Here is a 25,990-nt window from a genome sequence, read left to right on the forward strand (position 1 = left end):
TGCACGCGTGCACTTGAACCTACAAATGGCCTGCTGTTTTTTTACCCGTTTCCAGTAGGGTGACTTCTTGAGTTTGACCCTCTAGAATGCATGCCCTTGATTCTGGGGTCGGAAACGGCCGGCTAACGTCTGTGCAACGAGGAATATTCATGCAAGTTTCTGTTGAAAATACTACTGCTCTTGAGCGCCGCCTGAGCATCACCGTGCCGGCAGAGCGTATCGAGACTGCGGTCAACAAGCGTCTGCAGCAGACTGCCCAAAAGGCCAAGATCGCTGGTTTCCGTCCAGGCAAAGTGCCGATGAGCGAAATCAAGCGCCGTTTTGGTGCTGATGCGCGTCAAGAAGCTGTAGGTGACGTGATCCAGGCTTCCTTCTACGAAGCCGTTGTTGAGCAAAAGCTGAACCCAGCTGGCTCGCCTTCGATCGAGCCTAAGTCCCTGGAAGCTGGCAAGGACCTGGAATATGTTGCCGTATTTGAAGTGTTCCCAGAGTTCGAAGTCGCTGGTTTCGACGGTATCGAAATCGAGCGCCTGAGCGCTGATGTCGCTGATTCCGACCTGGACAACATGCTGGAAATCCTGCGCAAGCAGAACACTCGTTTCGAAGTGGCCGATCGTGCCGCCCAGAACGAAGACCAGCTGAACATCGATTTCGTTGGCAAGGTTGACGGCGAAGTGTTCGCTGGTGGCTCTGCCAAGGGTACCCAATTGGTACTGGGCTCCAACCGCATGATTCCTGGTTTCGAAGACGGCCTGGTTGGCGCCAAAGCCGGCGAAGAGCGTGTTCTGCACCTGACTTTCCCTGCTGACTACCAAAATCTGGACTTGGCTGGCAAAGCTGCCGAGTTCACCGTGACCGTCAACAGCGTTTCCGAGCCTAAGCTGCCAGAGCTGAACGAAGAGTTCTTCAATCAGTTTGGTATCAAGGAAACCGGCATCGAAGGCTTCCGCACCGAAGTTCGCAAGAACATGGAGCGCGAGCTGCGCCAGGCCATCAAGTCCAAGGTTAAGAATCAGGTCATGGACGGTCTGCTGGCTGCCAACCCGATCGAAGTGCCTAAGGCTTTGCTGTCCAATGAAGTGGATCGCCTGCGCGTTCAAGCGGTTCAGCAGTTTGGTGGCAATATCAAGCCTGACCAACTGCCTGCCGAGCTGTTCGAAGAGCAAGCCAAGCGTCGCGTTGTGCTGGGTTTGGTCGTGGCTGAAGTGGTCAAGCAGTTCGACCTCAAGCCTGATGAAGATCGCGTTCGCGAAATGATCCAGGAAATGGCTTCGGCCTACCAGGAGCCTGAGCAGGTTGTGGCTTGGTACTACAAGAACGACCAGCAACTGAACGAAGTGCGTTCGGTTGTGCTGGAAGAACAAGTTGTGGATACTGTTCTGCAGAAGGCTAAGGTGACCGATAAAGCGGTCTCTTACGAAGAAGCAGTCAAGCCGGCGGAAGCAGCACAAGCCGACTGATTGTCCAACTCGTTGGAAATTCAACCATAAGCCAGCCTCGCGCTGGCTTATGCGTTTTCAAGACATGACTATTTGGGAGTAACTGCAGAGCATGTTCCGTAATTCCTATATTCAGCAGAACTCTGATATCCAGGCCGCAGGCGGCTTGGTCCCGATGGTTGTCGAGCAGTCTGCTCGTGGCGAGCGCGCCTACGACATCTACTCGCGCCTGCTCAAGGAGCGAGTGATCTTTCTGGTGGGCCCGGTAGAGGACTACATGGCCAACCTGATCTGTGCGCAGCTGCTGTTCCTTGAAGCGGAAAACCCGGACAAGGACATCCATCTTTACATTAACTCGCCGGGCGGTTCGGTGACGGCAGGTATGTCGATCTACGACACCATGCAGTTCATCAAGCCTAACGTCTCGACGACCTGCATTGGCCAGGCCTGCAGCATGGGCGCGTTCCTGCTGACGGCGGGTGCCGAGGGCAAGCGTTACTGCCTGCCGAACTCGCGTGTGATGATTCACCAGCCACTGGGCGGTTTCCAGGGCCAGGCGTCGGACATCGAAATCCACGCTAAGGAAATCCTCTTCATCCGCGAACGTCTTAACACGCTGATGGCCAAGCACAGCGGGCACACGCTGGAAGAAATCGAGCGCGACACCAACCGCGACAACTTCATGAGCGCCGAAGCCGCACGTGAATACGGGTTGATCGATGCAGTGATCGAAAAGCGCCCCGCTTAATATAAGCCGCTCAAAATAGGGCTGGTCGGCGTGTCCGATCATCGGCGGGCTTGAAAAAGCCCGCATAAGCCTTCATCTTGTGTTGCAAGCCTATCGGATTTGGATCGAACGAATGACTGACACCCGCAACGGCGAGGACAACGGCAAGCTGCTCTATTGCTCCTTCTGTGGCAAAAGCCAGCATGAAGTACGCAAGTTGATTGCCGGCCCCTCGGTGTTTATCTGCGACGAGTGCGTCGACCTGTGCAATGACATCATCCGCGAGGAGGTGCAGGAAGCACAGGCCGAGAGCAGCGCGCATAAACTGCCTTCGCCTAAAGAAATCAGCGGCATCCTTGATCAATATGTGATTGGTCAAGAGCGTGCAAAGAAGGTTCTGGCCGTAGCGGTGTACAACCACTACAAGCGTCTGAACCAGCGTGACAAGAAAGGCGACGAAGTCGAACTCGGCAAGAGCAACATCTTGCTGATCGGTCCTACAGGCTCGGGTAAAACCCTGCTTGCAGAAACCCTCGCTCGTCTGCTGAATGTTCCGTTCACCATCGCCGACGCTACCACCCTCACTGAGGCTGGCTACGTGGGTGAGGACGTCGAGAACATCATTCAGAAACTGCTGCAGAAGTGCGATTACGACGTAGAGAAGGCCCAGATGGGTATTGTCTATATCGACGAAATCGACAAGATCTCGCGCAAGTCTGACAACCCGTCGATCACCAGGGACGTTTCTGGTGAGGGCGTGCAGCAGGCTCTGTTGAAGCTGATTGAAGGCACGGTTGCTTCCGTACCGCCACAAGGCGGCCGCAAGCACCCGCAGCAGGAATTCCTTCAGGTTGATACGCGCAACATCCTGTTCATCTGTGGCGGTGCGTTCTCTGGGCTGGAAAAAGTTATTCAGCAACGTTCCACCCGGGGCGGTATCGGTTTCAGTGCAGAAGTGCGCAGCAAGGAAGAAGGCAAGAAGGTGGGCGAGTCCCTGCGTGAGGTTGAGCCTGACGATCTGGTCAAGTTCGGTCTGATCCCGGAATTCGTTGGCCGTTTGCCGGTCCTGGCAACATTGGACGAGTTGGATGAGGCTGCTCTGATTCAGATCCTCACCGAGCCGAAAAATGCCCTGACCAAGCAGTACGCCAAGCTGTTTGAGATGGAAGGTGTGGACCTTGAGTTCCGTACTGATGCCCTCAAGTCGGTAGCCAAGCGGGCGCTGGAGCGCAAGACCGGTGCACGTGGTCTGCGTTCTATCCTTGAAGGCGTGTTGCTCGACACCATGTACGAAATTCCCTCGCAGTCTGAGGTGAGTAAAGTGGTGATCGACGAAAGCGTTATAGAAGGTAAGTCCAAGCCGCTGTATATCTACGAGAACAGTGAGCCGACTGCCAAAGCTGCGCCAGACGCGTAAGCGTTTCGCAGTTTCGGTACAAACAAGGGGCCCCTAGGGCCCCTTTGTTTTTTGTGCGACTTTTATCTTGAAGCGTTTACTGCGTTTAACTGCTGGCAATAAGCTTGTTTTTTTTGCATGCAGCCCCCATCTTGGTTTCAAGCTTATTTTTCAACTGTCATAGAGGCGAAATCATGAAGACAACCATTGAATTGCCTCTCCTGCCGTTGCGTGATGTCGTCGTTTATCCGCACATGGTTATCCCGCTGTTCGTGGGGCGCGAGAAGTCTATCGAAGCCCTTGAGGCAGCGATGACGGGCGACAAGCAGATCCTGCTGTTGGCCCAGAGAAATCCTGCCGATGATGATCCAGGCGAAGACGCCCTGTATCGCGTCGGTACAATTGCTACTGTCCTGCAACTGCTCAAACTGCCTGATGGCACCGTCAAGGTGCTGGTAGAAGGCGAGCAACGAGGTGCTGTAGAGCGTTTCATGGAGGTGGATGGTCACCTGCGCGCCGAAGTGGCGCTGATCGACGAAGTCGAAGCCCCTGAGCGCGAATCCGAAGTTTTTGTACGCAGCCTGCTCTCGCAGTTCGAGCAGTATGTGCAGTTGGGCAAAAAAGTCCCGGCTGAGGTCCTGTCTTCCCTCAATAGCATTGATGAGCCAAGCCGTCTGGTCGACACCATGGCCGCACACATGGCGCTGAAGATCGAGCAGAAGCAAGACATCCTCGAAATCATCGACCTGTCGGCCCGTGTTGAACATGTCCTAGCGTTGCTGGATGCCGAAATCGACCTGTTGCAGGTTGAGAAGCGCATTCGTGGTCGCGTGAAGAAACAAATGGAGCGTAGCCAGCGCGAGTACTACCTGAATGAGCAGATGAAGGCCATTCAGAAAGAACTTGGCGACAGCGAGGAGGGCCACAACGAAATCGAAGAGCTGAAAAAGCGCATTGATGCCGCAGGCCTGCCGAAAGACGCTCTTACCAAAGCTAATGCCGAGCTGAACAAGCTCAAGCAGATGTCGCCGATGTCCGCTGAAGCGACCGTAGTGCGCTCGTACATCGACTGGCTGGTGCAAGTGCCGTGGAAGGCCCAGACCAAAGTGCGTTTGGACCTGACACGTGCCGAGGAAATTCTCGACGCCGATCACTATGGCCTCGAAGAAGTCAAAGAGCGGATTCTCGAATACCTCGCCGTGCAAAAGCGCGTGAAGAAAATTCGTGGTCCGGTGTTGTGCCTGGTCGGCCCTCCAGGTGTTGGTAAAACCTCTCTCGCCGAATCGATTGCCAGTGCGACTAACCGCAAATTCGTGCGCATGGCGCTCGGCGGTGTGCGTGATGAGGCGGAAATTCGTGGTCATCGCCGAACTTACATCGGTTCGATGCCAGGAAGATTGATTCAAAAGATGACAAAGGTGGGTGTGCGCAACCCGCTGTTCCTGCTTGATGAAATCGACAAAATGGGCAGCGACATGCGTGGCGACCCGGCATCGGCGTTGCTGGAAGTGCTCGACCCTGAGCAAAACCATAATTTCAACGACCATTACCTAGAAGTCGACTACGACTTGTCTGACGTAATGTTCCTCTGCACTTCCAACTCCATGAACATCCCGCCGGCCTTGCTGGATCGGATGGAGGTGATTCGTCTACCGGGTTACACCGAGGACGAGAAGATCAACATTGCGGTCAAGTACCTCGCGCCCAAGCAAATTTCGGCGAATGGCCTGAAGAAGGGCGAGATCGAATTTGACATCGAAGCGATCCGCGACATCGTACGTTACTACACCCGCGAGGCCGGTGTGCGGGGCCTTGAACGCCAGATCGCGAAGATTTGCCGCAAGGCAGTCAAAGAGCATGCGCTGGAAAAACGCTTCTCCGTGAAGGTGGTGGCCGACTCCTTGGAGCACTTCCTGGGTGTGAAGAAATTCCGCTACGGCCTGGCCGAGCAGCAGGATCAAGTCGGTCAGGTGACTGGCTTGGCGTGGACCCAGGTGGGCGGAGAATTGCTGACCATCGAGGCTGCTGTGATTCCAGGCAAAGGCCAGCTGATCAAGACCGGTTCCCTGGGTGACGTGATGGTTGAATCCATCACTGCCGCGCAGACCGTGGTGCGCAGTCGCGCCAGAAGCCTGGGGATCCCCCTGGACTTCCACGAGAAGCATGACACTCACATCCATATGCCGGAAGGTGCTACGCCTAAAGATGGCCCTAGCGCTGGCGTAGGCATGTGCACGGCCTTGGTGTCTGCATTGACCGGCATCCCGGTGCGTGCCGACGTTGCCATGACTGGGGAAATCACCCTGCGTGGTCAGGTATTGGCCATCGGTGGTCTGAAAGAGAAATTGCTTGCAGCACACCGGGGTGGTATCAAAACAGTGATCATCCCTGAAGAGAATGTTCGCGACTTGAAGGAAATTCCTGACAACATCAAGCAGGATCTTCAGATTAAACCGGTTAAATGGATTGACGAGGTCCTGCAAATTGCGCTGCAATACGCGCCAGAGCCCTTGCCGGATGTGGCTCCGGAGATAGTTGCCAAGGATGAAAAACGAGAGTCTGATTCCAAGGAAAGAATTAGCACGCATTAATGTGAATAAGCCTGGAGGCTTCCTTGACAGCTTTTTAGAGCCCTTGTTATAAAGCGGCTCTTAAGTGTCTGTAGGCCATTCAGCACTGGTTTTTGCTGTTTACCAAAAAACTTAGAATCATACTCAATAGATATATAAGGGGACTTAGAGTGAACAAGTCGGAACTGATTGATGCTATTGCTGCATCCGCTGATATCCCGAAAGCTGCTGCTGGCCGTGCGCTGGATGCAGTAATCGAATCCGTCACTGGCGCTCTGAAGGCCGGCGACTCCGTGGTACTGGTAGGCTTCGGTACGTTCTCTGTGACTGACCGCCCAGCTCGCACTGGCCGCAACCCACAGACTGGCAAAGCACTGCAAATCGCTGCTGCCAAAAAACCAGGTTTCAAAGCCGGTAAAGCCCTGAAAGAAGCCGTTAACTAAGCTTCGTTCAAGCCTTTGCTACCCGGGTCGGACGCAGGTCTGGCCTGGCAGCGGAGCGGTAGCTGACCCACGTATCCATTGGGTCGCCACGCCGGGGGTGCAAGTTCAACCCCCCGTCCGCTCCGCCAGTTACGAGAAGGCGCATCCTCGGATGCGCCTTTCTTCTATCCGGATTCTACCCACGCTCCACGGTTGCCAATTTTTGAAGTTCAACCGTTTCTGGGGGACGCATGCTGCAAAATATCAGGGACAATTCACAAGGCTGGATTGCCAAGACCATTATCGGGATCATCGTCGCATTGATGGCGTTCACCGGTATCGAAGCCATTTTCCAGGCTTCGGGTACTAACAAGCAGGACGTGGCCAAGGTCAACGGTGAAGAAATCACCCAGACCGAGCTGAGCCAGGCCGTCGACATGCAACGTCGACAGCTGATGCAACAGTTGGGCAAGGATTTCGACGCTTCGCTCCTCGACGAAAAACTGCTGCGCGAGGCGGCTCTCAAAGGCCTGATCGACCGCAAGCTGCTGCTGCAGGGTGCTGCCGATTCCAAGTTCGGGTTCTCTGAAGCTGCATTGGACCAGGTGATCCTGCAAACGCCGGAATTCCAGGTTGACGGCAAGTTCAACGCCGAACGCTTTGACCAGGTGATCCGTCAGTTGGGCTATAGCCGTCTGCAGTTCCGTCAGATGATGACCCAGGAAATGCTGATCGGTCAGGTTCGCGCAGGCATTGCCGGTAGCGGTTTTGTCACCGATGCCGAAGTGCTCGCATTCGCCCGTCTGGAAAAACAGACTCGCGATTTCGCCACCGTCAACATCAAGGCCAACCCTGCGGCGGTGAAGCTCACCGACGAAGAGGTCAAGGCTTACTACGACCAGCACGCCAAAGAGTTTATGACCCCGGACCAGGTGGTCATCGACTATCTGGAATTGAAGAAGTCTTCTTTCTTCGACCAGGTCAACGTCAAGGACGATGAGCTGCAGGCGGCCTATCAGAAAGAAACCGCCAACCTCGCTGAACAGCGTCGCGCGGCGCACATCCTGATTGAAGTCAACGACAAGGTTTCCGACGCGCAAGCCAAGGCTAAGATCGAAGAAATCCAGGCACGCCTGGCCAAAGGTGAGAAGTTCGAAGCCCTGGCCAAGGAGTTTTCCCAGGATCCTGGCTCTGCCAACAACGGCGGTGACCTCGGCTTCGCTGGCCCTGGCGTCTACGATCCGGACTTCGAAACGGCCCTGTATGCGTTGAAACAGGACCAGGTCTCGACGCCGGTGCGCAGCGCCTTCGGTTGGCACTTGATCAAGTTGTTGGGCGTTGAAGCACCGCAAGTGCCGACGTTCGCCAGCCTGAAAGACAAACTGACCCGTGAGCTCAAGGCCCAGCAGGTAGAGCAGCGTTTTGTCGAAGCGACCAAGCAATTGGAAGATGCGGCATTCGAAGCTTCTGATTTGGCTCAGCCTGCCTCTGACCTGAAGCTGACCGTGCACACCTCCGCACCGTTTGGCCGTGAAGGTGGTGACGGTGTCGCGGCCAACCGTGCCGTGGTCACCGCTGCGTTCAGCCCGGAAGTGCTGGATGAAGGTGCCAACAGCACCGCCATTGAGCTGGACCCGGAAACCATCATCGTGCTGCGTGCCAAAGAGCACCGCAAACCTGCGCAACTGCCGCTGGAAAGCGTTGCTGCGGCAATCCGCACGCAGATGGCCAAGGAGCGCGCCAGCGCGGCTGCCAAGACTCACGCTGACGAGCTGATCGCCAGCCTGCGTGATGGCAAGACACCGCTGAACCAGCCGGTCGACGGTCAGGCGTGGAAAGTCACTGAAGCGGCTACTCGTAGCCAGGAAGCGATCGATCCAGCCGTATTGCAAGCCCTGTTCCGCATGCCTAAGCCTGCGGTCAAGGACAAGCCGACCTTCACCACCGTGACCCTGGCTGACGGTAGCCTGGCGATCGTGCGCTTGAACGGCGTGAATGAAGCTGCAGCCCCATCGGAAGAAGAAAAGGCCCAATACCGCCGCTTCCTCGCTTCCCGTGTCGGCCAGCAGGACTTCGCAGCGTACCGCAAGCAGTTGGAAACCAAGGCTGATATCAAGAAGTACTGATGTTGGTTTGAACAAGAAGCCCCCGGCCTGAAAAGACCGGGGGCTTTTTTATGTGCGCTAGACTGGGTGCTCGGTATCGTCGACCCAGGAGTTCCATGCATGTTGATTCAAGGAATGGACGGCTTGCTGATCCGCCGCGCCCGTGTGGCGGATGTTTCTGCCGTGCTCCAGGTGTTCGACGAGGTGATTGCATGGTTCGTTGGCATAGGCAATACCCATCAGTGGGGCACCGAGCCCTGGTCGGCGTTGCCCCGGCGGGTCGCGCAAGTGGCTGAAGCCTGCGCGTTGCCCGGGGCGTGGGTGGTAGAGGATCCCGCAGGGCGTATCCGTGGAGCGCTGGTTTTGGGCGATCCCATGCCTTATGTACCGTTGGCGACTGAGCCCGAGGTGTATGTGCGCCTGTTGATTGCCGCGCGTGACCCGCGTGTTCGCGGCCTTGGGCGGCGCATGATGGCCTTTGCCGATGATCAGGCCCGGGCAGTAGGCGTCACGCGTTTGCGTGTGGACTGCTACGGCGGTGGGACAGGGGATCTGGTGCGTTTTTATGAGTCCTGTGGCTACGAGCGCATTTCAACATTCGACTTGGCGGGCTGGCCGGGCCAACTGCTGGGGCTCCGTCTGTGATGCGCCGGCCCAGGCCAGTAGCATCAGTAGCATAACGGCCCATGGAAAGCCCGCGACGCCCCAGCCCTGAAGCAACACGCCACCCGCCAGCCCGCCACTGGCTATCCCCAGGTTCCACACGGTCACCAGCATTGATTGTGCGGCATCCGCCGACTCGCCCGCCGATTGGGCCAGTGCGGTTTGCAACAGCGCCGGCAGGCCGCCGAACGCCAGGCCCCATAACGCCACGGCGGTATAGATGACTGCCGGCACATTGATCCAGAACGCCAGCGCCAGGGCGATCAGGCTAAACAGCGCACAACTGATTAATAGTAAGGCGCGCAGCCACCGGTCAATCAACACACCTGCCAGCCAGATGCTCAGCACCGCCGAGAGGCCAAACACCAGCAGCACTCGGTCAACATCCGCATCGATCCCGGCGGGCACCAGCAACGGGGCGATGTAGGTGTAGAGAATGTTGTGGGCCAGCACGTAGGTAAACGTTACCCACAGCACCGGACGAATTCCTGGCAGGTTCAGCACCTGGCGCAGCCCCAAGCGTTTATCCGCCCGTTCGCCAGCAAAATCCGGCAGTTGCCAGCGTGCCCAAGCCAGTAACACCAAGGTCAGCCCGGTCATGATTGCAAAACTCAGGCGCCAGCCAACGGCGGTGCCGAGGAAGGTGCCCGCAGGCACACCCAGTGACAGCGCCAGCGGTGCACCCAGCATGGCCACGGCAATGGCGCGACCTTGCAAGTGTGGCGACACCATTCGGCTCGCATAACCCGCTAGCAACGCCCAAAGCAGCCCGGCGAAGACCCCGGCAAAAAAGCGCGCCACGAGGGTCAGCCCGTAGTGGCTGGACAGCGCGGTTACGCTGTTGACCAAGGCAAAGCCGCCGATGGCCATCAGCAGTAACGGTCGTCTGCGCAAGCCGCGGGTCAGCAGCGTCAGGGGGATGGCCGCCAGCAACGAGCCAAGGGCATAGACCGTGACCAGTTGACCGACCAGGGCGGGCGACACGCCTAGGCCTTCGCCTACCTGGGGTAGTAATCCGGCGGGCATGGCTTCGGTGAGGATGGTGATAAAGCCGGCGCTGGCCAGGGCCAGTAGACCGCCCAGCGGTAATGAATCCCGCTGGGCTGATGCGGTGAGTGAAGTGCTGCTGCTCATGACGTTTTATCCAGGTAAAAGGGCAAGCAGGCAGAGTAGGGGGCTGTGGTTGACGGAAAAACAGGCTAAGGTTCCGAACTTATCGGACGTAAGTGTCCGCAATCGCTGAAGGCGGGATCATGGACAGCTTGGGCAGCCTTTCGGTGTTCGTGCAGGTGGCGCAGACGCTCAGCTTCACCGCCGCCGGCCGTGTGCTGGGGGTGTCGTCGTCGGCTGTAGGCAAAAGCATTGCGCGGATGGAAGAGCGCCTGGGCGTGCGGCTGTTTCACCGCAGCACGCGCAGTATCACCTTGACCAGTGAAGGCTCGCTGTTCCTTGAACGGTCGCGGCGGATTCTCGCTGAGGTGGAAGCAGCCGAGCAGGAACTGACAGACGCCGGTGCAACCCCACGGGGCAAGCTGCGCATCAGTGTGCCGCAGGTGCGGGGCTTGTTGATGCCAGTACTCAGTGACTTTATGCGCGTCTATCCGGATATCGAGTTGGATGTGGATTTCTCTGACCGTATGGTGGACGTGATCGAGGAAGGTTTCGATGCGGTGATTCGCACGGGCAAGCCGGAAGATTCGCGGTTGATGGCGCGCCACCTGGGTCACTACCAGTTGGTGCTCGTCGCCACACCGGGATACTTCGCCCAACACGGCACCCCGCAGCAACCGCAGGACCTGAATGGCCACGCCTGCCTGCGCCACAAGTTCTGCGCCACGGGCAAGCTCGAGCCCTGGCCGTTGCGTCTTGCCCCGGATGCTGCGGAACCGCTGTTACGTACGCCGTTGGTCAGTACCACCATTGAGTCTCTGAACCACGTGGTGCTCGAGGGTTTGGGCATTGCCTGCCTGCCGGACTACATGGTCAACCAGGCCGTGGGCGAGGGGCGCTTGCAACGGGTGTTGGATGATTACTTGGAACACCGGGGCAGTTTCTGGATGTTGTGGCCCGGTCGCCATACTTCGACCAAGGTACGCGTGTTTATTGACCATATGTGCGCCGGGCTTTTCCCTGCAGGCCCCGGTGCGTAACCCTGTGACGTTTTACCGACAGGAATGCGCGCGCCAAGGCCTCGTTCTGTTGCACAATACCGCCCAGACCGTTTTCCTCAGGATCTTCAATGTCGACATCATTCCACTTGCGTAGCCTCGGGCTGGCGCTGGTGCTGGCGGGCGCCGCGGGCTGCTCGTCACCCAAGACCGCTATTTATGAACATGAGAACTTCGACGACTCCGGTACGTTTTCCCGGGATTACCCCGTTAGCGATGTAGCAGCGTGCGAGGCCGCGCGGCGTGCCTTGCTGAGCCAGGGCTACATCATCACCAGCAGCGACCCGAAACTGGTCGTGGGTAACAAGAGTTTCCAGCAGACCGGCGAAACTCACCTGCAGATCAGCTTCAACGTGGTGTGTGCCGATGACGGCAAAGGTAAAAAGCACTCGACGATGTTTGCCAACGCCCTTCAGGATCGCTATGCGCTTAAGAAGGTCAACAACTCCGCTAGCCTGGGTGTAGGCGTGCTGGGGTCGGTGTCGATGCCGATTGGCTCCACCGATGACTCGATGGTGAAGGTGGCGAGTGAAACGGTGTCCGCGCCGAAGTTCTACGATCGCTACTTTGCGTTGGTGGACGTCTTCCTGCCCCAGGAAGTGAAGAAGGCTGAGCATATCCCCGAGCAGCCAAAGGCGGACCTCGGTGTGCCGGAGCCGAAGGCCGCACCCGCTGCGGAGAAAGTCGAGGCGCCGAAGGAAGAGCCTGCCGTACCAGCTGCTGCGGAGCCGGTTGTGCCTGCGCCTGAAGCTGCACCGATTGCCCCGCAGGCCGAGCCCGCACCCGCCACGACCACGCCGGACCTGCCTGCGCCGACAGAAGCGATTCCGCCCCTGCCAACGCCTGCGCAGTAGTTCAGACCGCTACGGGATTCACCTTGTCGACGTTGATCCCGTAGCGTTTGATCGCTTCACTGACCTTGTCGCGACCGATCATGCCGTCATCCGCCAGCGCCTTCAGGGCGGCCAGGGCGATGAAGTGGCGATCCACCTCAAAGAACTCACGCAAGGCTTCCCGGGTGTCTGATTGCCCGAAGCCATCAGTGCCCAGCGCGACAAAGCGACGGCCCGGCACGAACGGACGAAGCTGATCGGCGAACAGTTTCACGTAGTCCGTCGCCACCACCACTGGCCCCGTGTGCCCGGCCAGGCATTGCTCTGCATAACTCGCGCGAGGCTCGCTTTCCGGGTGCAGCAGGTTCCAGCGTTCGACCGCATGCCCGTCACGGCGCAACTCGGTGAGGCTGGTCACGCTCCACACGTTGCCGTGCACACCGAAGTCGGTGGCCAGCAGTTCAGCGGCGGCGATCACTTCTCGCAGGATCGAACCACTGCCCATCAGTTGCACTTGCGCCTCAGGGTTGGCGCTGAGCCTGTACATACCTTTGAGAATGCCGCCTTCCACGCCTTCGGGCATCGCCGGGTGCGGGTAGTTTTCGTTGAGCAGGGTGATGTAGTAGTAAATGTCCTCTTGCTCAACGTACATGCGCCGCATGCCCTCGCGAATAATCACCGCCAGTTCGTAGGCAAAGGTCGGGTCATAAGAGATGCAGCACGGAATCACCGACGAGAGGATATGGCTATGACCATCGTCATGCTGCAAGCCTTCGCCCATCAGTGTGGTACGCCCGGCCGTGGCGCCCAGCAAGAAACCACGCGCGCGCGCATCGCCCGCCGCCCAAGCCAGGTCGCCGACGCGCTGGAAACCGAACATCGAATAGAAGATATAGAACGGCACGGTCATCAGGCCGTGGTTGCTGTAGGACGTACTCGCCGCGATCCATGAGGAAATGGCGCCTGACTCATTCAGGCCTTCCTGCATGATCTGTCCGTCCTTGCTCTCCTTGTAGTAGCTCAGTTGTCCGGAGTCCTGTGGGGTGTAGAGTTGGCCGACGGCGGAGTGGATGCCGATCTGACGGAACAGGCTCTCCATGCCGAAGGTACGTGATTCGTCCGGCACGATGGGCACGATCAGCTTGCCCAGGTGCGGGTCTTTCAGCAGTGTGCCGAGGATGCGCACGAAGGCCATGGTGGTGGAAATCGCGCGTTCGCCAGTGTCCTTGAGCTGAGTGGCGAAGGCGCTCAGTTCGGGGATCTGCAGCGATTCGACCGCAATGTGGCGCGCGGGCACATAGCCGCCCAAGGCCTGGCGACGTGCGGCGAAGTAACGGGCTTCTTCGCTATCGGCTATGGGCTTGAGGTAAGGAATTTCAGCAAGTTGCTCATCGGGCACCTCCAGGCCGAAGCGGTCGCGGAAGGCCTTGACGGCGTCGGCACCCATCTTTTTCAGTTGGTGGTTAATGTTCTGGCCTTCGCCGGCTTCGCCCATACCAAAGCCCTTGACGGTTTTTGCCAGGATCACCGTCGGTTGGCCACTGTGACGCACGGCGGCGGCATAGGCGTTGTAGACCTTGTCCGGGTCATGGCCTCCCCGTGAGAGTTTCCAGATGTCGTCGTCGGACAGGTCCGCAACCAGTGCCAGCAACTCCGGGTATTTGCCGAAGAAGTGCTCGCGCACGTAGGCGCCGTTCTGGGATTTGTAGTTCTGATAGTCACCGTCCACGCATTCCATCATGCGTTGGCGCAGCAGGCCGCTTGTGTCTTTTTCCAGCAGTGCATCCCAGCCACCACCCCAGATCACTTTGATCACATTCCAGCCGGCGGCGCGGTACAGGCTTTCGAATTCCTGGATCACCTTGGCGTTGCCGCGTACCGGGCCGTCCAGGCGTTGCAGGTTGCAGTTGACCACGAAGATCAGGTTGTCGAGTTTCTCGCGTCCGGCCAGGGAAATGGCGGCCAGGGATTCCGGCTGGTCCATTTCGCCATCACCCAGGAATGCCCAGACCTTACGGCCCTGGTGTTGCTTGAGGTCACGAAACTCCAGGTAGCGCATAAAACGCGCCTGATAGGCCGCCGTGATCGGCCCCAGTCCCATGGACACCGTAGGAAATTGCCAGAAGTCCGGCATTAGTCGTGGGTGGGGATAGGACGAAATGCCCTCACCACCGGCTTCACGGCGGAAGTTATCCAGTTGTGCTTCGCTGATGCGGCCTTCGAGGTAGGCGCGGCCGTAAATGCCAGGCGAGGAATGCCCCTGGATGTACACCAGGTCGCCGTCGAAGCGGTCGGTGCGGCCACGGAAGAAGTGGTCGAAGCCGACGTCGTAAAGCACAGCGGCTGACGCATAAGTGGCGATATGCCCACCCACACCGGAGTGTTTGCCTGCACGCAATACCATGGCCATGGCGTTCCAGCGGATAAACGCATTGGTGCGGCGTTCGATGGCCAGGTTGCCGGGGTAGGGCAACTGGCGATCCACCGGGATCGTGTTGACGTAAGGCGTGGTCACCCGCCCATAGAAGTCGCCATGCCGCGCCACGTCGAAATCCAGCAACTGATCGATCAGGTAATGGGCGCGCGGGCGGCCTTCGGTGGACAGCACCGATTCGATGGACTCCAGCCACTCGCGGGTTTCCTGTGGATCGACGTCGCGTCTGACTGCGTTATTCGGGGTCATGTGAGGCTCCAGGGTCGGCGGATTTCAAGTGGCGGGCTCCTTGTGGGAGCGTCGTCAATGTTGTTGCAATTGCAACTACATGGCCGAATCTAGCGCGGGATGAGCTACTATTGCAACCTTCTTGAAATCCACCGGATGGTGTTGCATGTCGTCGAAAGAGCCCGATGTATGGTTCCGTTTTGTCAGGGCCCACAGGACGGTCATCCGTGAAATCGAGCGCCGCCTGGCGGCCGCCGACTTGCCCCCTTACGCCTGGTACGACGCACTGTGGGGTCTAGAAAGCGGCCCCGAAGGCACCCGCCGCATGCACGAGTTGGCCGATGTATTGGCCATTGAGCGCTATAACCTCACGCGCCTGGTAGACCGCCTGGAAAAAGAGGGCCTGGTGCTGCGTTCACGCTCCGACGGCGATGGCCGCGCGGCATTTGCGTCGATCACCGATACCGGCCGGGCGTTGCGTAAAAAAATGTGGAAGATCTACGAAAGTACGGTGGACGAGTTGTTCCTGTCGCAGATCGAACCGGAGCAGCGCCGGGCGTTTGCCGAGGCGTTGGAGCGTACCGCCGGGATGGCGGTGGAGGCAGGTGTTCAAACCCGTGGCCGACGCAAAGCTGAAACCTGATGCAGATCTCATGTGCGAGGGTGCAAGCCCTCTCCCACAATGGAATGCATTGCCGTCCATTTGTTTGAGTGCGTAGCTGATTGCAATCGCGCTTCAAAGCCCTGGCGCTAAATCCGCATAACGCTGCTACGTTTAATCTTGAAGTGCAGGAACGTCATGGCGCAGACATTTTTTCGTCATGACGGCACTTTAGGCTGGTGATGCAGGTCATTTATCTGCAGCCACTTTTAACGTCAAGAAGGAGTCCATGATGGACGATTACCAGGAAGAACTGCTGGAGTACCAGGCCTTTGAATTCGATCCGCTGGATCCGGCCGACGACGCCACCGAGCTGTAAGACCGACTTCAGGCGGAATGCCGCTGACTGCGGCGAAATTCCCCTGGGGTCTGGTTGTTCCATCGCTTGAATGCCCGTTGAAAGGCTTGGGCTGAGGCAAAGCCGAGCAAGTAGGCGATCTCGCCGAACGCCAGTTCCGTATCGCGAATGTAGGTCATGGCCAGGTCGCGGCGGGTATCGTTGAGAATCGCGCGGAATTGAGTGCCTTCTTCGGCCAGTTTACGGCGCAATGTCCAGGTCGGTAGCTTCAAGCGTGCCGCCACTTCTTCCAGGTCGGGTTCCCGGCCGCCATTGAGCATCGGCCCGAGCAACCGGGTAATGCGCTCGCGCAAGCTGCGGGTGCGGGTCAACTGCTCCAACTCCCTTTCACACAATTGCAGCAAGAGCTGCCAGGTACTTGGGCAATGCTGCGGGTTACGCATTGCCAGGGTGGATTGGCTCAGGCGCAACTGGTTGGCCTCGGCACCGAAGTGGACCTGGTTGGCGCCCAATAAGCTGTACTGCTCGCTGTACTCGGGGGCATCGAACTCGATGTCGATTCGTTGCGCCAGCAACGGTTGTTGAGCCAGGTTGGCGAGCTGATGCAACCAGCTGGAAATGATCGAGTCCACCACAAAACGGTTGTAGGCGTTGTAGGGGCTGATGGAATAGAAACGCAGCCAGGCGCCTTCGGCATCCTCATGAAAACTCGATTGCCCGCGATAGTTGGCACCATACAGCGGCTCAAAGCGCGTCAGGGTGCGAGCGGCTTCGCGTACGTTAGGCGCCTGTGCGGCGGTGACACCAGCCAGTCCCGCTTGGCTCAAGCGGCTGAGTTGCCCCATGCGCAAGCCCAGGCCGGGGTCGCCGGTCAGCTGAATGGCCGCATGGCCCAGGCGCATATAGCGCGGGATCGACAAGCGCGCGCCAGCTTCGGCGAGGCGCGCCGGGTCCAGGCCGTATTGCAGCAAGAGCGGTTGCGGGTCCAGGCCGTGGCTGTGGATCGCGTCGGCCAGGGTGTGCACGAAGCCCACCGACAAATCCCCGAGGCGTACCGGCTTCACCGCGTTACAGCCAGATATTCAGCAGGCGCGCGCCACGGGCGTCGCTGTCGGCGTTGATCTGCCCGTTGTGACTCAGGAAACTCTGCCCGGCAGTGCCCAAATCCCAGAACTGCCCGCGCAGAAATACGCTCATGCCGGCGCTGGCCTGGCTGATCGGTTGTTGGCTGATCAAGGTCAAGCGGCGCCACGCTTCGCCCTCACTGAGCTCTTCGGGCTTGAGGCTGATTTCCTGTGGAGTGGAGACACTTTTAAAACCGCGCCATGGTCGATCCCAGGTCTCGCGGCCAAGCACAAAGGCCGGCACTGCAATCAGTTGCGCGCCCTGTTCGTTGAGCTTGCGGTAGTTGTCCGGGTACCAGCTGTCACTGCCCACCAGCACGCCAAGGCGGCCGGCCGGGGTGTCGACCACGCTGACGATATTTTCGTCTCCAGGCTCGATAAAACCGCGCTCATCGTAGATCGGGTAGAGCTGGCGTTGCAGATTGCCGACGGGCAAGCCGTCTGCCGCAAATACCACGCTGGCGTTAAACAGCGCGCCATGGCCGACCTGGAGTTGCCCTTGGCTCACACTTGGGTTGGGCAGGGCAATGGAGCCAGCGACCACCGTGACCCCGAATTCCTTGGCCAGGCCGCCGAACAGCACTTGATAGTCACGCGCCATGGCCGGGGCTTTCATGCGCAGGTAGGCGTCGTTGGTGCGGTCATCGCCCGTGGCGCTGATCCAGGCACGCAGGAATTGCAAGGGATTGCTCAGCGACAGCCAGTGCATCGCGTCCTTCACATGCAGCGCTTGGTACACCTCGTTTTTTTCGCCGGTGAGCATCAGCCAAGTGCCGATGTGTTCAGGCAGTACCACAATGGTCTTTTCGTTGATCAGGCCCTGGTCCCGTGCGTTTTGCAGGTACGCCGCAAGCTTCAGGTGCAGGCGTTCCAGGCTCTGGTAGTCGGCGGGGAATAACTCCGGCTGGATGCCCAGCAGGTTACCTCGATCGGCGGGTTGGCCTTCGTTGACGGCGAGGGTGCTGCGCAGGTCCGACAGGTAATGCGCCACGGGGCGCTCCTGGGTCCAGACCAGATACGCGGCGACGGCGGCAACCAGGGCCAGGGTGACGGTAAAAGCTAGAAGTTTACGCATGGGGGAACAGACAACAGACCAAGTGCAGGGTTCGCTGACTAGGGTAGGGCCCATGCGGCGGCTTGCCAAGGGGCGCTGTGCGTTTGGATCAATAAGTTGTGAGTTTCGGTCATTGAGCGGTAGGGGATCGCCTCTTAGTCTGTGGGACATAAACCGATGGCAGGCCATTCGAGCCTTCCACGTCCCGTGATGATCCGTTGTGGAGCTGTACCATGACCGCTGCTGCCTACCCGCACCTGCTGGCCCCGTTGGACCTGGGTTTTACGACCTTGCGCAACCGTACTCTGATGGGTTCGATGCACACCGGCCTCGAAGAAAAACCCGGTGGCTTCGAACGCATGGCGGCTTATTTTGCCGAGCGCGCCCGTGGCGGCGTGGGCCTGATGGTCACCGGTGGCATTGGTCCCAACGATGAAGGCGGGGTGTACGCCGGTGCGGCCAAGCTGACTACCGACGAGGAAGCGCAAAAGCACAAGATCGTGACCAAGGCCGTGCATGAAGCGGGCGGCAAGATCTGCATGCAGATCCTCCACGCCGGCCGTTATGCCTACAGCCCCAAGCAGGTCGCACCAAGCGCTATCCAAGCGCCGATCAACCCGTTCAAGCCCAAGGAATTGGACGAAGAGGGCATCGAAAAGCAGATCCAGGATTTCGTCACCTGTTCGCTGCTGGCCCAGGTCGCCGAGTACGACGGCGTGGAAATCATGGGCTCCGAAGGTTATTTCATTAACCAGTTCCTTGCCGCCCACACCAACCACCGCACCGACCGTTGGGGCGGCAGCTACGAAAATCGCATGCGCCTTGCCGTGGAAATCGTGCGGCGGGTGCGCGAAGCGGTGGGGCCGAACTTCATCATCATCTTCCGCCTGTCGATGCTCGACCTCGTGGAAGGCGGCAGCACTTGGGAAGAAATCGTGCAGTTGGCCAAGGCCATCGAGCAGGCCGGTGCGACCATCATCAACACCGGCATCGGCTGGCACGAAGCGCGTATTCCGACCATCGCCACCAAGGTGCCACGCGGCGCGTTCAGTAAAGTCACTGCCAAGTTGCGCGGTGCGGTGCAGATCCCGCTGATCACCACCAACCGCATCAATACACCGGAAATTGCCGAGCAGATTCTCGCCGAAGGCGATGCGGACATGGTTTCGATGGCGCGACCGTTCCTCGCCGACCCGGAGTTCGTCAACAAGGCCGCCGCCGGGCGTGCCGATGAAATCAACACCTGCATCGGCTGCAACCAGGCCTGCCTGGACCACACCTTTGGCGGCAAGCTGACCACCTGTTTGGTCAATCCCCGTGCATGCTACGAGACCGAACTGAATTACCTGCCGGTCAAGCAGATCAAAAAAATCGCTGTGGTCGGCGCCGGCCCTGCGGGTCTGGCCGCTGCCACCGTAGCCGCTGAACGCGGTCACCACGTGACGCTGTTCGACTCGGCCAGCGAGATCGGCGGCCAGTTCAACATCGCCAAGCGTGTGCCCGGCAAGGAAGAGTTCTTTGAAACCCTGCGCTACTTCAAGCGCAAGTTGCAAACCACTCACGTCGAGCTGTGCCTCAACACCCGAGTGGATGTCGCGCAGCTGGCGGCTGGCGGCTACGACGAGATCATCCTGGCCACCGGCATCGCGCCTCGCACACCGGCGATTGCGGGCGTGGAAAATGCCAAGGTGCTGAGCTACCTAGACGTAATCCTTGAACGCAAGCCGGTGGGCAAGCGCGTCGCGGTGATTGGCGCTGGCGGTATTGGTTTCGACGTGTCGGAATTCCTCGTGCACCAGGGCGTGTCTACCAGCTTGGACCGTGAAGCATTCTGGAAAGAATGGGGCATCGACACCCAGTTGCAAGCCCGTGGCGGTGTGGCCGGCATCAAGCCTCAACCCCATCCACCGGCCCGTGAAGTGTTTCTGTTGCAGCGCAAGGCTTCAAAGGTCGGCGACGGTCTGGGCAAAACCACCGGCTGGATTCACCGTACCGGCTTGAAGAACAAGCAGGTGCAGATGCTCAACAGCGTTGAGTACCTGAAAATCGACGATGACGGCCTGCATATCCGCATCGGCGCCGAGGGCGAGCCGCAGCTGTTGGCGGTGGACAATATCGTCATCTGTGCCGGCCAGGATCCGTTGCGTGAATTGCACGACGGCCTTGTCGCAGCGGGCCAGAACGTACACCTGATCGGCGGCGCCGATGTGGCGGCTGAGTTGGATGCCAAGCGCGCCATCAACCAAGGCTCACGCCTCGCCGCGCAGCTGTAAGACGACGAAAGGGGCGGTGTTAGACTACCGCCCCTTTTTTTATTCAGATGCCGCCCGATGGGTCCTTTCGATTGGCTTCCCCATGCTCCGCTTGAACCGTTAGCACTGGATTGGCTCAACGGCGTCGAGTTGGCCGTGCTGCGCCTGGACCGCATCGACCCGCTGATCAGTGGCAACAAGTGGTTCAAGCTCACCGAGCACTTGGCCCAGGCGCAACGGGCAGGCGCCAGCGGCGTTATCAGCCTCGGCGGCGCCTATTCCAACCATCTGCACGCACTGGCGGCGGCGGGCACGCGTTTTGGCTTTCCCACTGTCGGCCTGTTGCGCGGTCATGCGCAAGACACGGCTACCGTCCAGGATTTGAAAGCATTCGGCATGCAGCTGCATTGGCTCGGTTATGGCGGCTATCGTGCGCGCCATGAGCCGGGTTTCTGGGAACCTTGGCGCGCGCTTTATCCGCATCTGTATTCCGTGCCCGAAGGCGGCGGCGGATTGGCCGGCGCAGTGGGGTGTGGGGTGTTGGTCGAACAGGCCCGTGAACAACTGAGAAACCTGGGTTGGGCCGATTACGACGGCTGGTGGCTGGCAGCAGGCACCGGCACCACGCTGGCAGGTTTAGTCCTGGCAGAGGCGGGCGCCCATCCGGTGTTCGGCGCAATGGCCGTGCCGGACGATCATGGTGTGGCGCAAAACGTGAGTGCCTTGGTGCAAGGCGGCTATACATTGCTGGATGCCTGCCGGGGTGGCTTCGCCAAGGTCGACCCGCTGTTGCTCGACTTTATTGAAACCACGGAGCAGGCCTGCGGCGTGCCGCTGGAACCGCTGTACACCGGCAAAGCCCTGTTGGCGTTGAAGCAGCAGATCGAGGCCGGGCACATCGCGCCCGGTACTCGCCTGATCTTTGTGCACACTGGCGGCCTGCAAGGCCGCCGAGGGCTTACAGCCTAGCGCGCTTACCCGGCATCATCCGCAACGCTGTGTTATCGCGCATCACATAATGATGAAAGATCCCCGCCAGGGCATGCAGGCCGATCAGCCAATACCCGATTTGGCCGAACAACACGTGCCAGCTTTCAATCTCTTTGGCCAGTGGCTTGTTCTCGCCAATTAACGGCGGCAACTCCATGCCATAGAACATCACCGAATGTCCCTCGGCACTGACGATCAGCCAACCAGCAATCGGCATACCGATCATCAAGGCGTACAGCGCGGCGTGCATCAGGGTGGCGAGCAGGCTTTGCCATTGCGGCGGGGCGGGTACGATCTTCGGCGCCACCCCCAGGCTGCGCGCGAACAGACGCAGCCATACCAATACAAACACGGTGAGGCCGAACATGAAGTGCATCTCGACGATCAAGGTGCGGGCGCCGCTGCCTTTGGGGAACTGGCCGCGTAACTCTATGCAGGCGTAGACCACCGCCAGCAGCACCACCATCAACCAGTGCAGCGCAATCGACATGGTGCTGTAGCGCGTATCGGAATTTTTCCACGGCATCGCTCGGTTCCTTATTCATCAGGGTAAACCTCCGCTCTTTGGCGACGGAGTCTTTTTACTTTATGCCTGTTTTGAACGATTTGCCCGGCGCGAATGCCTTTGTATTGACGCTTGTCAGTGGCTTTGCGGCATTTCACCGCGCGCCAGACGCTGGTTTACATCGGCGATCACCGCCGGCAGGTCAGTGATGGTATCGATCAGGTAATGCGGGCGTGAGCCTTCGAACATCGCCTCGATGCGCGTGCGTTCGCTGGCCAGGGTGGCGGCATCGAGGGCTTGAAACTGTTCATAGGTAAGCCCCAGGGCATTGCCGGAGCAGGTCAGGGCCACGGTCCACATTCCGGCGCGACGACCTTCGAGTATGCCGGGCACGGTGTCGTCGACCTTGAGGCACGCCGCCACATCATCAATTCCGAGGGCAATTACATTGGCCAGGGCCTGGGCCGGCCATGGGCGGCCGTTGGGCACTTCATCGGTGGCGACCACATGGTCGGCGACGTAACCATTGGTGGCGGCCAGGGCGACAACCTTGTCCATCACCTGCTTAGGGTAGCCGGAGCAGGAGCCAATCTTGATGCCTTGCTCACGCAGTTGAGCGATGGTGTCGAGTGCGCCGGGGATCAGCGCCGAGTGTTCGGCGATCTTCTCGATCTGCAACGGCATGAAGCGCTGGTAGATGGCGGTCACGTCGTCGTCGGTGGGCGTGCGGCCGAACGCCTTGCGATAACGCTCGGCGACTTGCGGTTGGTCGCAAAGGGTGCGGATATGGTCCCACTTGCCCATGCCCATCGGGCCACGGGCTTCTTCGATGGAGACTTGCACGTCGAACTCGGCGAAGGCCTCGACAAAAATCTGAGTCGGCGCGAAGGAGCCGAAGTCGACGACGGTGCCGGCCCAATCGAGGATGACGGCCTGGAGGGTGTTGGGGTTTTGATAGTTCATGGTTCAGATCCTGTGGGTTATGGGGAGAATCAGATGTCCAACACTTCCATTTCTTGCAGCACCTCGGCGATTGCCTTGACCGCCGCCTGCATGCCGGTTGCGTCGACATGGCCGATGCAGCCGACGCGGAACGTTTCCACTTGGGTCAATTTGCCGGGGTACAAGATGAAACCCTTGGCCTTGACCCGCTCGTAGAAGTCCTTGAACTGGTAGCGCGGGTCTTTGGGGGCGTGGAAGGTGACGATGATCGGAGCCTGGATTGCGGTCGGCAGAAAACTGCGCAAACCAATGCTGGCCATGCCGTCCAGAAGCGCCTGGCAGTTGTCGGCATAGCGTCGATGGCGTGCAGGCAGGCCACCTTCCTCCTGGTATTGCAGCAGCGCTTCGTGCAGGGCGGCGACCACGTGGGTCGGTGGGGTGAAGCGCCACTGGCCGGTCTTCGCCATGTAGGTGTGCTGGTCGAACAGGTCCATCGCCAGGGAATGGCAGTTGCCTTGGGCGGCGGCCAGTGCCTGCTTCTCGGCAAAGACGAAGCCCATGCCGGGCACGCCTTCGAGGCACTTGCCCGAGGCGGCGATCAGTGCGTCGAACGGCACATTGCGGGCATCAATTGGCAGGGCGCCGAAGGAACTCATGGCGTCGATGATCAGGCGCTTGCCGTGGTTCTTAACGACCTGGGCGATCTCCGGCAACGGATTGAGAATGCCGGTGCTGGTTTCGCAGTGGATCAAGGCGACGTGGGTGATGCCCGTGTCGGCCTGGAGCAAACGGTCCACATCGGCGGCGGTGGTGGGTTCGTCTTCAGCGGTTTCAAAGGTGCTGAAGTCGCGGCCCAGCACTTCACAGATCTTCGCCAGGCGCTTGCCGTACGCGCCGTTGATCAGGACCAGCACCTTGCCATTACGTGGGACCAGGGTGCCGATGGCCGCTTCGACGGCAAAGGTGCCGCTGCCTTGCAAGGGCACACAGTGGTGGCTGTCAGCACCATTGAGGATTGCCAGCAATTGCTCGCAGACGCTGGCAGTGAGTTGGTTGAAACGGTCATCCCATGAACCCCAGTCCACCATCATGGCCTGACGGGTGCGGTTGGATGTGGTCAGGGGGCCAGGGGTCAGCAGGATCGGCGCGGCAGTGGTCATCTCAAGTCCTCGCAAGGCATCGGGGGTTGAAGCTACGGCGCCTAAATTGCAGTTTGGCTTGTCATCAATCAAATTGTTTGTTGTTATGCGAGCTATCAGTGAGGCCGATGACTATGAACCTGTTCCAACTGCGCGCATTCGATGCCGTGGCCCGCGAGGGCAGTTTTACCCGTGCTGCCGCGCGGCTGTTCATCAGCCAACCGGCGGTGACCGGGCATATCAAGGCCCTGGAGGAGTACTACCAGATCCCGTTGCTACGGCGCACCGCCCGACGGGTTGAGTTGACTGAAGAGGGCGCACGGCTGGCGGCGATCACACGGGCGATCTTCGGCCTGGTGGACGAAGCCCAGACGATGCTGGAGGCCAACCGCCAACTGCTGACCGGGCGTCTGGAAGTCGCGGCGGACGGCCCGCACTTGGTGATGCCGATGATTGCCAGCCTGCGCGCGCGCTACCCCGGGATTACCGTCAACCTGCGCCTGGGCAATGCCCAGGAAACCCTCGCCGCGCTGTTATCCGAACATGCGGATGTGGCGGTGCTCACCGAAGTGGAGCCGCGCAATGGCCTGCACCTGCAACCGTTGAACGAGTCGAGGATTTGCGCATTGGTGCCGGCCAGCCATCCGTGGGCGCAGCAACCCGAGGGTATTCGCCTTGAGCAACTCAACGACGTGATCATGGTGCTGCGCGAGCCCAGTTCCATCACCCGGCGCACCTTCGATGACGCCTGTGTGGCGGCGAATGTGCAGCCCAAGGTGCTGCTGGAACTGGACAGCCGCGAAGCGGTGACCGAAGCCGTCGCTGCTGAGTTGGGGGTGGGCGTGGTCTCGTCCATGGAAGTCAGCCCCGACCCGCGCGTGCAGGCCGTGGCGATTGAGGGCGATGGGCTGGTCAACCGGCATACGCTCGGTTGCATGGAGCGGCGCCGTTCGTTGCGCCTGATTCAGGCGTTTTTCGAGTTGGCGCCGAGCTGAAGGCTGTCGCGCACGATCTCCAGGAACGTCGCCACCACCCGGCGGGAACTCTGTTCCTTGAGGCATACCAGGGTTTCTTTCATGCGCTGGCTGCAATCGCGGATCGGCATGGCGCACACCCGTGAGTCGGCGCCGAACTCCGCCGCCGAGACCACGCCCACGCCGATGCCCACCACCACCGCTTCACGCGCGGCCTCACGGCCTTCCACCTGGATCGCCGGGCGAATGCGCAAGCCTGCCTGGCTCATTTCGTGTTCAAGGGTCTGACGGGTGACCGAGCCGATTTCACGCAATACCAGCGGCGTGTCGTCCAGGTCAGCCAAGCAGATGGACTCGCGTCCGGCCCACGGGTGGTTGCGCGCGACAAAGGCGAGCAATTGGTCGTCAGGCAACGGCAGCGACAGCAGGCGCTCATCGTCGACGTCGCGGCCCAGCAAGGCCAGGTCGGCCTGGTAGTTGTACAGGCGAAACAGCGATTCGTCGGTGTTGCCGGTTTCGATCTTCACGCTGATTCCCGGGTACAGCTGGCAAAAACGCGCGATCTGCGGCAGCACATGCACGGGGGCATCCACGGCGAGGGTGAGGGTGCCGGTGAGCAACGCGCGGGAGTCCTGCAACAGTTCCTCGGCTTCGGCCTCGATCACAAACAGGCGCTGGGTGATGCTCAGCAGGCGTTCGCCCAGGTCTGTCAGGCGCACTGAGCGCTTGTTGCGATGAAATAACAGCACGCCGAAGCGCTCTTCGAGTTTGCGCACTTGGTCGGAAATCGCCGGTTGCGTCAGGAACAACCGTTCCGCGGCCTGGGTGAAACTGCCGTGTACGGCCACGGCATGAAAGGCTTTGAGTTGGGCATGGGACACCGACATCGCAAATCCTCTTACAAGCTGAGCTTATATTTGAAATACGATAAATCGATTTTACCTATTAGTCAGCCATTGCTTTGATATGTCTCAACCACTGTAGGTTGAGTCCTACAACCTCCGGTGGTCATGGGCTCTGGGACACCGGACTCATCTGACCAATACCGCGCCATCTACGGCTCGGC

General features: G+C 59.4%; 21 protein-coding genes. 13 read left to right on the forward strand and 8 right to left on the reverse strand.

All coding sequences use genetic code 11. The features are described from left to right. Window positions 1-149: 149 nt before the first annotated feature. The 7 genes from tig to CKW32_RS06545 all read left to right on the forward strand — a co-directional run bounded on the left by tig (window position 150) and on the right by CKW32_RS06545 (window position 9,304). On the forward strand, window positions 150-1,460 hold the full coding sequence (gene tig / locus CKW32_RS06515; RefSeq protein ID WP_095184383.1) for a trigger factor: 1,311 nt from the start codon (window positions 150-152) through the stop codon (window positions 1,458-1,460). A 91-nt stretch (window positions 1,461-1,551) separates the two neighbouring features. Then, entirely contained in the window at window positions 1,552-2,187 is a 636-nt protein-coding gene (gene clpP / locus CKW32_RS06520) for an ATP-dependent Clp endopeptidase proteolytic subunit ClpP (RefSeq protein ID WP_003174822.1), read from the forward strand. A gap of 112 nt (window positions 2,188-2,299) precedes the next feature. Further along, the gene (gene clpX, locus CKW32_RS06525) at window positions 2,300-3,583 is read left to right on the forward strand and encodes an ATP-dependent Clp protease ATP-binding subunit ClpX (RefSeq protein ID WP_003238279.1); all 1,284 of its coding nucleotides are present in this window, start codon (window positions 2,300-2,302) and stop codon (window positions 3,581-3,583) included. 173 nt (window positions 3,584-3,756) lie between these two features. After that, the gene (gene lon / locus CKW32_RS06530) at window positions 3,757-6,153 is read left to right on the forward strand and encodes an endopeptidase La (protein WP_032889909.1); all 2,397 of its coding nucleotides are present in this window, start codon (window positions 3,757-3,759) and stop codon (window positions 6,151-6,153) included. 149 nt (window positions 6,154-6,302) lie between these two features. Beyond that, complete coding sequence (locus tag CKW32_RS06535; RefSeq protein WP_003174819.1) at window positions 6,303-6,575, forward strand: HU family DNA-binding protein; 273 nt, start codon at window positions 6,303-6,305, stop codon at window positions 6,573-6,575. Between the two features lie 230 nt (window positions 6,576-6,805). After that, complete coding sequence (locus CKW32_RS06540) at window positions 6,806-8,680, forward strand: SurA N-terminal domain-containing protein (RefSeq protein ID WP_032889907.1); 1,875 nt, start codon at window positions 6,806-6,808, stop codon at window positions 8,678-8,680. 99 nt (window positions 8,681-8,779) lie between these two features. Continuing rightward, window positions 8,780-9,304, forward strand: a complete 525-nt coding sequence (locus CKW32_RS06545) for a GNAT family N-acetyltransferase (RefSeq protein WP_095184384.1) — start codon at window positions 8,780-8,782, stop codon at window positions 9,302-9,304. On the opposite strand, the gene CKW32_RS06550 is transcribed toward CKW32_RS06545, so the two are convergent. After that, window positions 9,251-10,456 carry an MFS transporter gene (locus tag CKW32_RS06550; protein ID WP_095184385.1) on the reverse strand — a complete coding sequence of 402 codons (1,206 nt, stop codon included), beginning with the start codon at window positions 10,454-10,456 and terminating at the stop codon, window positions 9,251-9,253. The two genes, CKW32_RS06545 and CKW32_RS06550, sit on opposite strands and share 54 nt — an antisense overlap. A gap of 119 nt (window positions 10,457-10,575) precedes the next feature. Between CKW32_RS06550 and CKW32_RS06555 the strand changes: the two genes are divergently transcribed. Together CKW32_RS06555 and CKW32_RS06560 are read left to right on the forward strand one after the other, a co-directional pair. Then, a complete protein-coding gene (locus tag CKW32_RS06555; RefSeq protein WP_095184386.1) occupies window positions 10,576-11,472 on the forward strand; it encodes a LysR family transcriptional regulator in 897 nt (298 codons plus the stop codon). Window positions 11,473-11,561: 89 nt separating this feature from the next. Next, window positions 11,562-12,344, forward strand: a complete 783-nt coding sequence (locus tag CKW32_RS06560) for a DUF2242 domain-containing protein (protein WP_095184387.1) — start codon at window positions 11,562-11,564, stop codon at window positions 12,342-12,344. Between the two features lies 1 nt (window position 12,345). On the opposite strand, the gene aceE is transcribed toward CKW32_RS06560, so the two are convergent. Then, a complete protein-coding gene (aceE, locus tag CKW32_RS06565) occupies window positions 12,346-15,006 on the reverse strand; it encodes a pyruvate dehydrogenase (acetyl-transferring), homodimeric type (RefSeq protein ID WP_095184388.1) in 2,661 nt (886 codons plus the stop codon). A 145-nt stretch (window positions 15,007-15,151) separates the two neighbouring features. Between aceE and CKW32_RS06570 the strand changes: the two genes are divergently transcribed. After that, the gene (locus tag CKW32_RS06570; RefSeq protein WP_095184389.1) at window positions 15,152-15,628 is read left to right on the forward strand and encodes a MarR family winged helix-turn-helix transcriptional regulator; all 477 of its coding nucleotides are present in this window, start codon (window positions 15,152-15,154) and stop codon (window positions 15,626-15,628) included. Window positions 15,629-15,973: 345 nt separating this feature from the next. Here CKW32_RS06570 and CKW32_RS06575 read toward each other — a convergent pair whose 3' ends face one another. After that, complete coding sequence (locus CKW32_RS06575) at window positions 15,974-17,008, reverse strand: AraC family transcriptional regulator (protein ID WP_032889894.1); 1,035 nt, start codon at window positions 17,006-17,008, stop codon at window positions 15,974-15,976. Window positions 17,009-17,012: 4 nt separating this feature from the next. Beyond that, window positions 17,013-18,143, reverse strand: a complete 1,131-nt coding sequence (locus tag CKW32_RS06580) for a carbon-nitrogen hydrolase family protein (RefSeq protein WP_032889892.1) — start codon at window positions 18,141-18,143, stop codon at window positions 17,013-17,015. 212 nt (window positions 18,144-18,355) lie between these two features. On the opposite strand from CKW32_RS06580, the gene CKW32_RS06585 reads away from it, so the two are divergent. Beyond that, complete coding sequence (locus CKW32_RS06585) at window positions 18,356-20,395, forward strand: NADPH-dependent 2,4-dienoyl-CoA reductase (RefSeq protein WP_032889888.1); 2,040 nt, start codon at window positions 18,356-18,358, stop codon at window positions 20,393-20,395. Window positions 20,396-20,452: 57 nt separating this feature from the next. After that, a complete protein-coding gene (locus CKW32_RS06590) occupies window positions 20,453-21,343 on the forward strand; it encodes a 1-aminocyclopropane-1-carboxylate deaminase/D-cysteine desulfhydrase (protein ID WP_095184390.1) in 891 nt (296 codons plus the stop codon). On the opposite strand, the gene CKW32_RS06595 is transcribed toward CKW32_RS06590, so the two are convergent. The 3 genes from CKW32_RS06595 to CKW32_RS06605 form a co-directional block, all read right to left on the reverse strand. Next, entirely contained in the window at window positions 21,333-21,890 is a 558-nt protein-coding gene (locus CKW32_RS06595) for a cytochrome b (RefSeq protein ID WP_032889883.1), read from the reverse strand. The two genes, CKW32_RS06590 and CKW32_RS06595, sit on opposite strands and share 11 nt — an antisense overlap. Window positions 21,891-22,004: 114 nt before the next feature. Next, window positions 22,005-22,832, reverse strand: a complete 828-nt coding sequence (gene phnX / locus CKW32_RS06600; protein ID WP_032889878.1) for a phosphonoacetaldehyde hydrolase — start codon at window positions 22,830-22,832, stop codon at window positions 22,005-22,007. 29 nt (window positions 22,833-22,861) lie between these two features. After that, a complete protein-coding gene (locus CKW32_RS06605) occupies window positions 22,862-23,971 on the reverse strand; it encodes a 2-aminoethylphosphonate--pyruvate transaminase (RefSeq protein WP_095184391.1) in 1,110 nt (369 codons plus the stop codon). Window positions 23,972-24,084: 113 nt separating this feature from the next. Here CKW32_RS06605 and CKW32_RS06610 point away from each other — a divergent pair, with 113 nt between their 5' ends. Beyond that, window positions 24,085-24,945 (forward strand): LysR substrate-binding domain-containing protein, encoded by an 861-nt coding sequence (locus CKW32_RS06610; RefSeq protein ID WP_032889876.1) that lies wholly within the window; start codon window positions 24,085-24,087, stop codon window positions 24,943-24,945. Here CKW32_RS06610 and CKW32_RS06615 read toward each other — a convergent pair. Next, a complete protein-coding gene (locus CKW32_RS06615) occupies window positions 24,915-25,811 on the reverse strand; it encodes a LysR substrate-binding domain-containing protein (protein WP_095184392.1) in 897 nt (298 codons plus the stop codon). The genes CKW32_RS06610 and CKW32_RS06615 overlap by 31 nt on opposite strands. Window positions 25,812-25,990: the final 179 nt, after the last annotated feature.

Source organism: Pseudomonas sp. Irchel 3H9, from assembly GCF_900187495.1.
Taxonomy (GTDB): domain Bacteria; phylum Pseudomonadota; class Gammaproteobacteria; order Pseudomonadales; family Pseudomonadaceae; genus Aquipseudomonas; species Aquipseudomonas sivasensis.

Coding starts and splice junctions, on each gene's coding strand:
- tig (WP_095184383.1), top strand. CDS start 150: ATGCAAGTTTCTGTTGAAAATACTACTGCTCTTGAGCGCCGCCTGAGC.
- clpP (WP_003174822.1), top strand. CDS start 1,552: ATGTTCCGTAATTCCTATATTCAGCAGAACTCTGATATCCAGGCCGCA.
- clpX (WP_003238279.1), top strand. CDS start 2,300: ATGACTGACACCCGCAACGGCGAGGACAACGGCAAGCTGCTCTATTGC.
- lon (WP_032889909.1), top strand. CDS start 3,757: ATGAAGACAACCATTGAATTGCCTCTCCTGCCGTTGCGTGATGTCGTC.
- CKW32_RS06540 (WP_032889907.1), top strand. CDS start 6,806: ATGCTGCAAAATATCAGGGACAATTCACAAGGCTGGATTGCCAAGACC.
- CKW32_RS06545 (WP_095184384.1), top strand. CDS start 8,780: ATGTTGATTCAAGGAATGGACGGCTTGCTGATCCGCCGCGCCCGTGTG.
- CKW32_RS06550 (WP_095184385.1), bottom strand. CDS start 10,456: ATGAGCAGCAGCACTTCACTCACCGCATCAGCCCAGCGGGATTCATTA.
- CKW32_RS06555 (WP_095184386.1), top strand. CDS start 10,576: ATGGACAGCTTGGGCAGCCTTTCGGTGTTCGTGCAGGTGGCGCAGACG.
- CKW32_RS06560 (WP_095184387.1), top strand. CDS start 11,562: ATGTCGACATCATTCCACTTGCGTAGCCTCGGGCTGGCGCTGGTGCTG.
- aceE (WP_095184388.1), bottom strand. CDS start 15,006: ATGACCCCGAATAACGCAGTCAGACGCGACGTCGATCCACAGGAAACC.
- CKW32_RS06570 (WP_095184389.1), top strand. CDS start 15,152: ATGTCGTCGAAAGAGCCCGATGTATGGTTCCGTTTTGTCAGGGCCCAC.
- CKW32_RS06580 (WP_032889892.1), bottom strand. CDS start 18,143: ATGCGTAAACTTCTAGCTTTTACCGTCACCCTGGCCCTGGTTGCCGCC.
- CKW32_RS06585 (WP_032889888.1), top strand. CDS start 18,356: ATGACCGCTGCTGCCTACCCGCACCTGCTGGCCCCGTTGGACCTGGGT.
- CKW32_RS06590 (WP_095184390.1), top strand. CDS start 20,453: ATGGGTCCTTTCGATTGGCTTCCCCATGCTCCGCTTGAACCGTTAGCA.
- CKW32_RS06595 (WP_032889883.1), bottom strand. CDS start 21,890: ATGCCGTGGAAAAATTCCGATACGCGCTACAGCACCATGTCGATTGCG.
- phnX (WP_032889878.1), bottom strand. CDS start 22,832: ATGAACTATCAAAACCCCAACACCCTCCAGGCCGTCATCCTCGATTGG.
- CKW32_RS06605 (WP_095184391.1), bottom strand. CDS start 23,971: ATGACCACTGCCGCGCCGATCCTGCTGACCCCTGGCCCCCTGACCACA.
- CKW32_RS06610 (WP_032889876.1), top strand. CDS start 24,085: ATGAACCTGTTCCAACTGCGCGCATTCGATGCCGTGGCCCGCGAGGGC.
- CKW32_RS06615 (WP_095184392.1), bottom strand. CDS start 25,811: ATGTCGGTGTCCCATGCCCAACTCAAAGCCTTTCATGCCGTGGCCGTA.